12 protein-coding genes are annotated in these 11387 nt (G+C 64.7%); 8 read left to right on the forward strand and 4 right to left on the reverse strand.

What is annotated here, in order from left to right; all coding sequences use genetic code 11:
* Positions 1–249: 249 nt before the first annotated feature.
* From flgF to L338_RS05375, 5 genes are read left to right on the forward strand one after another with little or no spacing between them, the layout of a single operon-like run.
* Positions 250–990, forward strand: coding sequence for a flagellar basal-body rod protein FlgF (flgF, locus tag L338_RS05355; RefSeq protein ID WP_022697341.1), 741 nt, complete (start codon positions 250–252; stop codon positions 988–990).
* Between the two features lie 18 nt (positions 991–1008).
* Positions 1009–1794, forward strand: a complete 786-nt coding sequence (flgG, locus tag L338_RS05360; RefSeq protein ID WP_022697342.1) for a flagellar basal-body rod protein FlgG — start codon at positions 1009–1011, stop codon at positions 1792–1794.
* Positions 1795–1807: 13 nt separating this feature from the next.
* A complete protein-coding gene (gene flgA, locus L338_RS05365; RefSeq protein ID WP_022697343.1) occupies positions 1808–2761 on the forward strand; it encodes a flagellar basal body P-ring formation chaperone FlgA in 954 nt (317 codons plus the stop codon).
* Between the two features lie 4 nt (positions 2762–2765).
* Positions 2766–3506, forward strand: coding sequence for a flagellar basal body L-ring protein FlgH (flgH, locus tag L338_RS05370; protein WP_022697344.1), 741 nt, complete (start codon positions 2766–2768; stop codon positions 3504–3506).
* Between the two features lie 24 nt (positions 3507–3530).
* Positions 3531–3884, forward strand: coding sequence for a VOC family protein (locus tag L338_RS05375; protein WP_022697345.1), 354 nt, complete (start codon positions 3531–3533; stop codon positions 3882–3884).
* A 2-nt stretch (positions 3885–3886) separates the two neighbouring features.
* Here the strand turns inward: L338_RS05375 and L338_RS05380 are convergent, their stop codons facing one another.
* The 4 genes from L338_RS05380 to L338_RS05395 all read right to left on the reverse strand — a co-directional run bounded on the left by L338_RS05380 (position 3887) and on the right by L338_RS05395 (position 8171).
* Entirely contained in the window at positions 3887–6469 is a 2583-nt protein-coding gene (locus L338_RS05380; protein ID WP_022697346.1) for an HWE histidine kinase domain-containing protein, read from the reverse strand.
* Positions 6466–7044, reverse strand: coding sequence for a biliverdin-producing heme oxygenase (locus L338_RS05385; RefSeq protein ID WP_022697347.1), 579 nt, complete (start codon positions 7042–7044; stop codon positions 6466–6468). Before L338_RS05385 ends, L338_RS05380 begins: the two co-directional genes overlap by 4 nt.
* Positions 7045–7159: 115 nt before the next feature.
* A complete protein-coding gene (gene dksA / locus L338_RS05390) occupies positions 7160–7531 on the reverse strand; it encodes an RNA polymerase-binding protein DksA (protein WP_022697348.1) in 372 nt (123 codons plus the stop codon).
* A gap of 220 nt (positions 7532–7751) precedes the next feature.
* On the reverse strand, positions 7752–8171 hold the full coding sequence (locus L338_RS05395; protein ID WP_022697349.1) for a flagellar assembly protein FliX: 420 nt from the start codon (positions 8169–8171) through the stop codon (positions 7752–7754).
* Positions 8172–8428: 257 nt separating this feature from the next.
* Here L338_RS05395 and L338_RS05400 point away from each other — a divergent pair, with 257 nt between their 5' ends.
* Genes L338_RS05400 through L338_RS05410 form a run of 3 tightly spaced genes read left to right on the forward strand, consistent with a single transcriptional unit; the run spans position 8429 to position 10309 of the window.
* Complete coding sequence (locus tag L338_RS05400) at positions 8429–9529, forward strand: flagellar basal body P-ring protein FlgI (protein WP_022697350.1); 1101 nt, start codon at positions 8429–8431, stop codon at positions 9527–9529.
* Positions 9529–9861 (forward strand): rod-binding protein, encoded by a 333-nt coding sequence (locus tag L338_RS05405; protein WP_022697351.1) that lies wholly within the window; start codon positions 9529–9531, stop codon positions 9859–9861. Before L338_RS05400 ends, L338_RS05405 begins: the two co-directional genes overlap by 1 nt.
* Entirely contained in the window at positions 9854–10309 is a 456-nt protein-coding gene (locus L338_RS05410) for a hypothetical protein (RefSeq protein WP_022697352.1), read from the forward strand. The genes L338_RS05405 and L338_RS05410 overlap by 8 nt, the downstream gene beginning before the upstream one ends.
* Positions 10310–11387: the final 1078 nt, after the last annotated feature.

Here is an 11387-nt window from a genome sequence, read left to right on the forward strand (position 1 = left end):
AACTCTCACCCGGTTCGAGTGATTTGCGCCATTTGAATCGGATCGGGGTTAATGGATAATAACCATAAGGCAAAACTTGCCGGGTCATCGGCATGAATTGCGCAGGGCCGCCGCCCCGTTAACCAGCCTTACCATTGATTTCATTGAACAATTCAGTTGGCACGCCGCCTGCTAGGGATGTGCAGGTATTCCGCCGCGCCCAAGCGCAAAAGCGTGATGGGGCGGGCTCCAGAAAGGACGGAGGCGGCCATGGACAGTTCAATGATGATCGGCCTGTCGAGGCAGATGACGCTGCGGCGTTCGATGGACATCGCGGCCAATAACATCGCCAACGCCAACACGACCGGCTTCAAGGTCGAGCAACCCCTGCTTGAAGACACCGCCCCGCGCGCCGCCGAGACCACGGACGGCGCCGACGATATTTCCTATGTGCAGGACTGGGGCGTGATGCGGGATTTCCGCGACGGCGCGCTTGAGCGCACCGAACGCCCGCTGGATTTCGCGATTGAAGGCGAAGGCTTCTTCACCGTCGAGAATGAAGACGGCCTGCTCTATACCCGCGACGGCCGCTTCACCACCGACGCGCAGGGCCAGCTTTCCACCGCCGACGGCAAGGCGGTGCTGGACGAGGGCGGCGCGCCGATCTTCCTGGACGTCTATGGCTCCGAACCGGTCGTGACCCGTCAGGGCGCGGTGACGGTGGACGGCGTGGAAATCGCCCGTCTCGGCGTCGCCCGGTTCGAGGATCTCTCGGTTCTGGAAAAAACCGGCGAGGGCCGCTTCCGCGCGCCGGACGGCATCCTCCCCCAACAGGCGGAGATCCCCTCGGTCCGTCAGGGCTTCACCGAAGCCTCCAACGTCAATTCCATTCTTGAAATGACCAATCTGATGGAGATCAGCCGGTCCTACCAGTCCGTCTCGAAAATGATCGAGGACGCGTCCGAACTCCACCGCCAGGCGATCCGCCGCCTGGGCGACGTGAACGCTTAAAGGAGGCTTCGCAAGGCCATGAAATCTCTCGGTATCGCCGCCACGGGCATGCAGGCCCAACAGCTGAACGTGGAGATCATCTCCCACAACCTGGCGAACATGAACACGACCGGGTTCAAGCGCCAGCGCGCCGAATTCCAGGATCTGCTCTATCAGAACATCGAACGCGCCGGGACCAATTCCTCGGACGCCGGCACGGTGGTGCCGACGGGCGTTCAGGTGGGTCTGGGCGTGAAGACCGGCTCGGTCTACCGCATCACCGAACAGGGCAATCTGACCCAGACCTCCAATCCCTATGACGTCGCCATCAACGGCAAGGGCTTCTTCCGCATCCAGCTGCCCAATGGCGGCGACGCCTATACACGCGCCGGCAATTTCTCCGTGAACGGGGAGGGCCAGCTGGTCACCGCCGACGGCTATATCGTGCAGCCCGCCATCACCGTCCCGCGCGAGGCGCGCGACGTCGCCATCAATGATGTCGGTCAGGTTCAGGCTTTCCTGGAAGGCGAACCGGACCCGCAGCAGCTGGGCCAGCTGGAACTCGTCACCTTCTTCAACGAGGCCGGGCTCGAGGCCGTGGGCGACAACTACTACCTGGAAACCGCCGCGTCCGGCGCCGCCACCATCGGCACGCCGGGACAGGACGGCGTGGGCATCCTCCGCCAGGGCTTCATCGAGGCCGCGAACGTGAACCCGGTGCAGGAGATCACCTCGCTCATCCAGGCGCAGCGCGCCTATGAGATGAACGCCCGCGTGATCACCGCCTCGGACGAGATGCTCGCCACCTCCTCCAATCTCCGCTGATTAGGAACACGCCATGATCCGCGCAGCCCTCATCGCAACCGCCCTCGCCGTTTCGGCCCCGGCCCTCGCCGCGCAGCCGGTGACGCTGGCCGGCGACGTCTCCGCCGCCGGGGACACCGTCACGCTGGGCGACCTGTTCGGCATCGATGGAGAAGTCTCCATGGCCGCCGTCGCGCGCGCGCCGGCGCCGGGAGAGACCATCTATCTGGAAGCTGGCTGGCTGCAGGCCTTCGCCGCCGGTCACGATCTGGACTGGGCCAATGCCGGCGGACTGCAGCGCATCGCGGTCAAGCGCGAATCCCGCCAGATCACCGCCGACGAGATCAGCGCCATGATCGCCGACGAACTTTCGCTGGCCGGCGGCGCCGACACTTACGAGATCACCTTCGCCCAGCGCGACATCGCCTTCTACGCGCCCAATGGCGCGCGCGGCGGCACGCGCATCCTGCGGTTTGACTATAACGGCCAGACCAACGCCTTCGCCGCGGAGATCGAGCCCTATGCCGGTGCGCCGGTACAGCGCGTCTCCGGCCGGGCTTTTGCGTCGCTGGAAGTCCCCGCGCTTTCCCGCGCCGTGTCCTCCGGCCAGATCATCACCGAATCCGACATCATCTGGACCGCCACCCGCGCCGACCGCCTGCGTCAGGACGCGGTGCTGGACGCGTCGGGCCTGATCGGCATGCAGGCCAAGCGGTCCCTGCGCCCGGGCGAACCGCTGCGTGAATACGATATCAAGCGCCCCGCGGCGGTCGAAAAAGGCTCGCTGGTCACCGTCTTCTACCAGAAGCCGGGCCTGACCCTGACCGCCCGCGGCCGCGCCCTGGAAGAAGGCGCGAAGGGCGAGGTCGTCCGCATCGTCAATCTTTCCTCGAACCGCACGATCGAGGCCGTCGCCGCCGGTCCCGGCAAGGCGGTGGTTCGCGACAACACCTATCTCACCGCGTCTCTGGAACAGGGGGCTTTTTAAGGCCATGACTCGCAATATCGTTCTTCTCGCCGCGTCCACGCTGGCCCTCGCCGCGTGCGGCACCACCGACCGCATCTCCCAGATCGGCCAGTACCCGGACATGTCGCCCATCGATAATCCGTCAAAGGTCGCCGGCCCGCGCCCGGTCGTCATGCCGATGCCGCAGGAGCGCGAAGCCGCCTACGCCCCCAACTCGCTCTGGCAGGCCGGCTCCCGCACCTTCTTCAACGATCAGCGCGCAGACGAGATCGGCGACATCCTGACGGTGAACATCAACATCACCGACTCCGCCCGCGTCTCGAACTCCACCGACCGTCAGCGCACCTCAAGCAACACCGCTGGCGCGCCGAACTTCTTCGGCCTGGAGACCTTGCTGGACGATTTCCTGCCCGACGGCGTCGATCCCTCGACCCTCGCCTCCACCAATTCCGTCTCCTCCAATGGCGGATCGGGAGACATCGACCGCAGCGAGGCGGTGGAGCTGACGGTGGCCGCCGTCGTCACCCAGATCCTGCCCAACGGCAATCTGGTCATCGCCGGCCGTCAGGAAGTGCGCATCAATTACGAGGTTCGCGAGCTTCTGGTCTCCGGCATCGCGCGGCCCGAAGACATCACCTCCGACAACACGATCAAGCACACCCAGATTGCCGAGGCCCGCATCTCATACGGCGGCCGCGGTCACCTGAGCGAAGTCCAGAAACCCCGCTACGGCCAGGAACTCTACGAAGTCCTGTTCCCGTTCTGATTCTCTGACCTGTGGAGACTGCGAATGACCGTCAAACGCATCGTCGCCAATGTTGAAGTGGCCAATCCGCAGGACGCGAAGGCGTTTTATGAGGATCTGTTCGGACTGGACGTGGTGATGGACCATGGCTGGCTCATCACCCTCGCCTCCGGAGAGACCATGAAGACGCAAGTCAGCTTCGCCAGCCAGGGCGGCTCGGACACCGAAGTCCCGGCGCTTTCAATCGAGGTCGATGACGTGGACGCCGTCCATGCCCGCGCGAAGAAAGCCGGCCACCAGATCGTCTATGACATCGTGGACGAGCCCTGGGGCGTGCGCCGCTTCTATGTCCGCGACCCGTTCGGCCAGACCCTGAACGTGCTCTCGCACAAGGCCTGACCCTACCCTCCGCTGACCTTGCTCAGCGCCTCTCTCACGCCTTCCTCGGAATAGGGTTTCCGGACGAAGGGACGGTCGAGGTGCAAGTCCGGGGCGGGGGATTCCTCGCCATATCCAGTGGCGAAGATATAAGGCACGCCCAGCTCTTTCAGCCTGTCGGCCACGGGGAAGCTGTTCTCATCCCCCAGATTGACGTCCAGCACCGCCGCGTCCGGCGTGTTCGCCTCGATCAGGCGAAGCGCCTCGCTGGCCGAGGCCGCCACCTCCACCTTCTGCGCCCCCATCCGGGTCAGCATGTCCTCCGCGTCGAGGGCAATCACCATATTGTCCTCCAGCAACAGCACGGTTCCGGACAGCAGGGTTTCGCCTTTCCCGTCATTCTTGCCGCCTTGCGCGGCCTTCTTCTCCGCGCGGGTCTCCAGCTCCCCGTCTTTCGCCTTGGTGATATGGGATTTGGGAACGCGGAATTTCGCCTCCAGCCCGGTCAGCTCGAAGTTCACTTCCGCCTCGCCCTTCAGGTCGAAGGGAACGGAGCGTTCAATAATGGTGGTGCCAAACCCTTTGCGGCTGGGCGCCTGGACGGGCGGGCCGCCGGATTCCTTCCAGCCGATCACCAGATTGCCTTCGCCGTCCACTTCCCAGTTGACGTCCACCGCGCCCGTGGAGTCGCTTAACGCCCCGTATTTCGCGGAATTGGTCATCAACTCATGAACAACCAGCGCCAGCGTCGAGAACGCGGCCGGCTCGACGGCCACTTGCGGCCCTTCGATGCGGACCCGTTCTTCCTTGTCGCCGAGATAGGCTTCCGCTTCTGACTTGATGAGGGTGGAGAGCGGGCGCGGCGACCAGTTGTCCTGTGTCAGCTGGTCATGCGCGCGGGCCAGCGCCTGGATGCGCCCGCCGATCACCGCGACCAGCTCATCCATGCTCTTGGCCCCGGCGCGGCTCTGCGCGATCAGCCCGCGGATCAGGCTGAGGATATTGCGCACGCGGTGGTTCAACTCGGCGATCAGCATTTCCTGCCGCTGGTTGGCTTCCTTGCGTTCGGTCTCCGCCGCCTCGGTCAGCCGCAGGATCACCTCCAGCAGCGACACGCGCAGGGATTCGGCAATACGGATATCTCGCTCGGTCCAGGGCTGGCCCTTGCCGCGCACCACCTGTTTCCATTCCTCGAAACTCTGGCGCGGCGTCAGGCGGTCGCCCAGCGGGCCGGATTCCACAGGCTTGTTGGGATCGCCGCCCCAGCTCACCGTCTGCACGACTTCGCGCCGGAAAAACAGGATGAAGTCGCGTGGCGCGCGCGAAATCGGAATGGCCAGCATGCCCGCCGCCTTCTCCGAAAACCCCTCCGCCGGCGGATACAGGTCCGAGACACGGTCTGTCGCCATGATCTGGACGTCGGATTCCCGTTTAAGAAGGGCAATCAGGCCTTCCAGGTGCTTGTCCTCGGGGACCAGTCCGCTGGTCTGGCGCCGTCCCTGGATTTCAAGGGCGATGCCGTCGCAATCGACGATCCCCTCCACCTCCTCCATCAGCGAGGCGATATTCTCCGCGGATGAGCGGCCGGAGGCCGCGGCCGCCATCAGGCGGTCGTGCGCCTTGCGGGCGCGGCGCTCATGCGCCTCCGCTTCGTCCCGCTCGCGGCCATCCAGCAGCAGGGCGAAAGCCTGACCGAACAGTTCGGCCGCCGTGCGCACGTCGAACGGCACCCGCTTGGGCGACATGTGATGACAGGCGAACAGCCCCCACAGCTTGCCCCGCCGCAGGATGGAAACGGACATCGAGGCCCCGACCCCGATATTCTTCAGATACTCGATATGGATCGGCGAAACGCTGCGAAGCACGCTCAATGACAGGTCCAGCGGCTCGTCTTCGCCCTTTGCGCTGCGCAACGGGGACGTCTCCGCGTCCACGTCGGCGATCAGGCGCAACAGGTTGCGCTTGTACAGCTCGCGCGCCTGTTTCGGGATATCGGAGGCGGGATAATGCAGCCCCAGATAGGATTCCAGATCGCCCCGCGCGGCCTCGGCCAGAACCTCGCCCGACCCGTCGGGCGAGAAGCGATAGACCATCACCCGGTCAAACCCGGTCAGCGCCCTCAGATGCCGCGCGCCCATCCGGGCCAGCGTTTCGGCGTCCTTCGCGCTGGACAGGCGGGAGACCATGGTGCTGACCGTCGCCGCCGGGTCATGCTCGCCCTTTTCGCTGGGCTCCGCCTCGATAATGACCCGCCCGCCGGACATATGCAGGGCCAGGTCGAATTCCGCGCCGCCCGCCTGAAGCTGACGCCCGAATATCCGCTCCGTCGCGTCCCGCGTCCCCAGCAGCTGCAGCCGCCCGCGAATGGCGTGGATGGCGTCTTCGGCGAAGACCTGCTTCAGCGGCGCGCCGAACAGCGCGTCCAGCGGCTGGCCAAGGAATTGCGCCGCGCTCTCCGAGGCGTGCTCGATCACCCAGTCGGAGGTGACGCCCAGCAGGAAGCCGAAGGGCTGGATGCGGCCCAGCAGATGGATCGGCTCCCGGTCGCAATTGGTCAGGTCGACCGGCTCGGACGGGGAAATAAAATCTATTTTGTCAGAACTCATAATGCCGTCTGTATTGGGGAAACCGGCGCCGCGGTCGACGCCCGGTTCAGTGACTCTTCGAAAAGCGCGAAGACCGCCGTGGCCGCAGCCGCGGCGTCTTCAATATCCGCCGTCCCGGTCAAATGTTCCGAGGCGGCGTCAAGAAAGCTATGGAAGAGTCTGTCCGTCTCCCCATGGCGCAAATACTTCGTGGCGGCGATCATATCGTCATCGCCGCTATCCAGAACCGTCTTCAGGATCATTTTTCCGCCCAGCCGGGATCCCTCTATGACATAGAGCGCGCCCAGCCGCTGTGCGTTCCCGTCCAGCGGCGGCGGATCCAGCGGCGGCGGCGCGGCAAGGCCAAGGCGGGAAAGATCCCTTGCCAGGCAGCCGGACCGCCGGCGGCGGGGCCAGTCGGTCAGCGGCGCGCCCGCGCCGATTTCCCGCTCAAGCGGGAACAGCGCCGCGGCCGTGGTTCTCAGAAAGGTTTCATAGCCCGCGCGCGCGCCAAGGTTCAGCGCGCTCATGCGGCTGTCCAGACGTTCATGCGCGTCGCGCGTGACGTCGCGGATATGGGCGCGGAATCGGTGCATTTGTCGGGCGGCCATTGAAGGCACAGACCATGCCGCCGTCCAGTCTGCATTGCTCTGGGTTAAGTTGCGTGGAGACGCCGCGTTATTTCGCAGCGTCTCCCGCCAGCCCGAAAACCTAGTTGCGCTCGTCGCGGCGCGTGCGTTCGCTGCGCTCGTGGCGCTCCTGCGCCTCCAGCGACAGCGTGGCGATCGGGCGCGCTTCGAGGCGGCCCAGGCTGATCGGCTCGCCGGTGTCTTCGCAATAGCCGTATTCGCCGATTTCGATACGGCGCAGCGCCGCGTCGATCTTGGAAACCAGCTTGCGCTGGCGATCCCGGGCGCGAAGCTCCAGAGACCGGTCGCTTTCCGAAGAAGCCCGGTCCGCGATGTCCGGAAGCGGGATGTTTTCTTCTCTCAGATTGGCGATCGTGCCCTGACTTTCAGCAAGTATTTCGCCGCGCCACGAAAGCAGCTTCTGGCGGAAATACTCCTGCATCCGCTCATTCATGAACGGTTCGTCTTCAGACGGGCGGTAATCTTCTGGTACTTTCACAGAAAGGTCTTCTGCGAGGGTCACTCCTGGACTCCCCTGCTCTTGAATTGTCGTCCCTCCCAAAGGCGGCGCGGAGTATATTCGCGAAAGGGGTTGCGTCAACGCGCGTGTACCGCGCGTCACAAAAACTTCGCCACTGCACAAATGTGCAGCAAAGCCAGTAATTTCAAGGGGTCTAGCTAAGCGCGGATTCGTGCTTGGCCAGCTCGACGCGGGCGCGGGTCTCGACCTCGTCCAGCAGGCCTTCCAGCTTTTCGTCGCCTGTGGCCTCGCGGGACTCGCCCAGCGCGCGAATCAACTGGTTCAACTTGGCGGTCGGAATACCGCCTTCCAGCAGGCCGATCTTTATTTCGTCCAGTATGTCCAGAAGATTGAACGCGCGCCCCGCCGCCTGCTGTTTCGGATTTTCATCCTGCCAGTCGCCCTGAAGGGCCAGCAGCGCATCGACGGACGTCACGCCCGAAGCCTGGCTCATGCCGCCGCTCGAACGCGCCTTCCCGGCTTCGCCCGATGTCTCGAACGAACTTGTCTTGTCGGATTTTGCGCGCTCGCGGCGGCTTGCGGGCGCCAGCGGGCGGGTGCCGTCAATTTTCATGGGCCGGGGTCCTTGGGCCGATTTGCGGATTACAGAATCGCAGCCTTACGGTTAATGGGGGTTTAAGGCGGCAGTTCTTGCCGGGCCAGCCCTGCCGGGCAGCGCGGCTTGCCGCTCAGACCTAAAGTCAAGCCTTTGATATTCCTTGAATATTCTTGGTAAACGCTCTGGCAAGCCGATTGCAGGGGTCTCGCGCGGGCGGGCGTAAAAGGCGCCTCCCGCCACTGAACGCTTTAACGACGAGGCCTATCAGAACGATGCGACGCTTCCTCAGCCTCCTGCTCATCGCCATCATCGCCGCCGCGCCCGCGCACGCGGGCTCGCGCATCAAGGATATCGCCGAAGTCGAAGGCGTCCGCGACAACCTGCTGGTCGGTTACGGCCTGGTGGTCGGCCTCGACGGTTCGGGCGATTCCCTGCGCAACGCCCCCTTCACCCGGCAATCGCTGGAATCGATGCTGGAGCGTCTGGGCGTCAATACGCGCGACGCGCAGCTCAATACCGATAATGTCGCCGCGGTCATGGTCACCGCCAATCTGCCGGCCTTCGCCGCGCAGGGCACGCGCATCGATGTCTCCGTTTCGGCCATGGGCGATGCCGAAAGCCTGCAGGGCGGCACGCTGCTGGTCACCCCGCTTCTGGGCGCCGATGGCGAGGCCTACGCCGTCAGCCAGGGCTCGGTCGCCATTGGCGGCTTCGACGCCGGCGGCGACGCCGCGGCGGTCAGCCAGGGCGTCCCCACCTCCGGCCGCATCGCCAATGGCGCGGTGGTGGAGCGCGAAGTCAGCTACGACCTCGCCGGTCAGAACATCACCCGCCTGTCCCTGCGCAATCCGGACTTCACCACCGCCGAGCGCATGGCCAAGGCGATCAATTCCTATCTGGGACAGGGCGCGGCCAAGGCGGCCAACCCCTCCTATGTCGTGCTGCAGCGCCCGGCCGGTTATCGCGGCGACATGGTCTCCCTGATCACCGAAATCGAACAGCTTCGCGTCACCCCGGACGTGCCCGCCAAGGTCATCGTGGACGAGGTCTCCGGCGTTATCGTGATGGGCGAAAATGTCCGCGTCTCCACCGTCGCCATCGCGCAGGGCAACCTGACGATCTCCGTCTCCGAGGCCCCGCAGGTCAGCCAGCCCGCCCCGTTCTCCGAAACCGGCGAGACGGTTGTCGTCCCGCGCACCGATGTCACGGTGGAGGAAGAGGGCGGCACCAATCTGGCGCTGGTCGAGGGCGTCTCCCTGCAGGAGCTGGTGGACGGCCTCAACGCGCTGGGCGTCACGCCGCGCGACATGATCGACATTCTTCAGGCCATCAAGGCCGCCGGGGCCCTGCAGGCCGAGATCGAGGTGATGTAATGAACGCGCCCGGTCCCGACGCCGCCCTCCTCGCCTCCCTTCAGGGCTCGAAGAACAACGGCCCCAGCCTCAAGGCGGATTCGCCGGAGGACGCCGCCCGCATCGCGGAGGAGTTCGAGTCCTTCTTCATGGGCCAGATGGTGCAGGCCATGTTCGCCGGCGTGGAAGCGCCCGAACCGTTTGGCGGCGGCGCGGGCGAGAAAGCCTGGCAAGGCATGCTTCAGGAAGAATTCGGCAAGGTCATCGCCCGCTCCGGCGGCGTGGGCCTGGCCGACAGTCTGAAAGCCGAAATCCTGCGCATGCAGGCCGAAGACGGAGGAAACAATGGCTGAACTGGCCGCCCGTGACCCGTCCGAACGCGTCGAGCTTCTTCTGAAGATGACGCGCCGCCTGACCGAGCTTCTGGATCAGGAGACGGACCTCTTTGAAACCCACCGCCCGCAGGACACAAGGCTCCTGCAGGCGGAAAAACAGCAGCTCGCCAATATCTACCGCAAGGAAACCGCGCGCATCGCGCAGGACAAGTCCCTGGTTTCTTCCGCGCCGCAGGAGCGCCGCGCCGCCCTCGCCCAGGCCACTGAGACCTTCCATGAATCGCTGGAGCGCAACCGCATCGCCGGCCTCGCCATGCGCCAGGTCACCGAAGGCATCGTCCGCGCCGTCGCCGACGAGGTCGCCCGCACCCGCGCCGCACCCGCCAGCTACGCCCCCGGCCAGACCCCGCGCCCCGACGCCCCCAACTACAACTCCTCCGCCATCACCCTGAACAAGAGCGTGTAGGGAAAAGCGCCGGAGTTTGCAGCGGAAGTTTGCGCTCTCTGAAGTCCGCCTTCGAGACGCCCTCCCGGGCTCCTCAGGCTAAGGGTGATGAGGCGAAAGCGTTGTTCCAATTCCCCCGTCCCATCACCCCATCCCTGAGGAGCCGCGCCCAGGGCGCGGCGTCTCGAAGGGCCGTCACAGAAGGCAAAGCGCCCTCTCTATCACCCCCATTGTCATCCCGGACTTGATCCGGGATCTCGGCAAAGCTTGCGCTCACGTTCGCCGAGACCCCGCATCGCGGCTTTGCCTTGTGCGGGATGACAAAATAAGGGGATGAATTTGAAAATATCAGACCGGCCTCCGGGACGGCGTAAGCTCGTCCCTGTTCGCCGTCATGCGAGGGGCTTCGGATCCGGTCGCCCGAGGGACGGAGTTGAACGCGGTTCCTTAGGATACGGCATGGCTCGACCGAGTCCGTGCGCGTCCCGGCGCACCGCCAGGCGCCAGTCTGAGGCTGAAATGCCCTGGCTATTAAGACTCTGGCGGCAGCGGATGGAGAGGCCGGTCGAGGCGACTCCCGCCCTCCGCAAAAGAACCGCGCGGCGCGTCTTTCCGAGACGCGAAACATACAAACACACGGTAACCGGCGTCCCGACAGACGCGCCGCACCACCCTCGTGTTTCTCTTTTCCAACCTCTGCGGCCAGCGGGCCGTGGAGGCGGAGGCGCTTCCCCCAACGAGTCCCCGGAAATCGCGAAGTGATTATCCGGGGTCCAGAGATAGCGGCCCCGTTGCAAGCTGGATCCCGGATAATGGCTGCGCCATTTCCGGGAGCTGAATGAGAGAAAGGCAAAAAAGACCGTCATCCTCCGACGGAGCGCAGCGGAGATCGGAGGACCCAGTTGAAATCTTTGCGCCCCACGATCCCTGGGTCCTCCGGTCAAGCCGGAGGATGACGGTTGAAGAGAAGTGGACGGTAGAAAAAGTCCCCTCGCCCCCGAGAGGGGGAGAGGGCTTGAGGCTCCAAATCCACCGGATTTGGCAAGCCGAAAGGGTGAGGGGGCGGGCCTCAGAATAAGGCGCTCAACATCAACGCCTC

The sequence above is a fragment of the Euryhalocaulis caribicus genome (genome assembly GCF_000412185.1).
Lineage (GTDB): Bacteria > Pseudomonadota > Alphaproteobacteria > Caulobacterales > Maricaulaceae > Euryhalocaulis > Euryhalocaulis caribicus.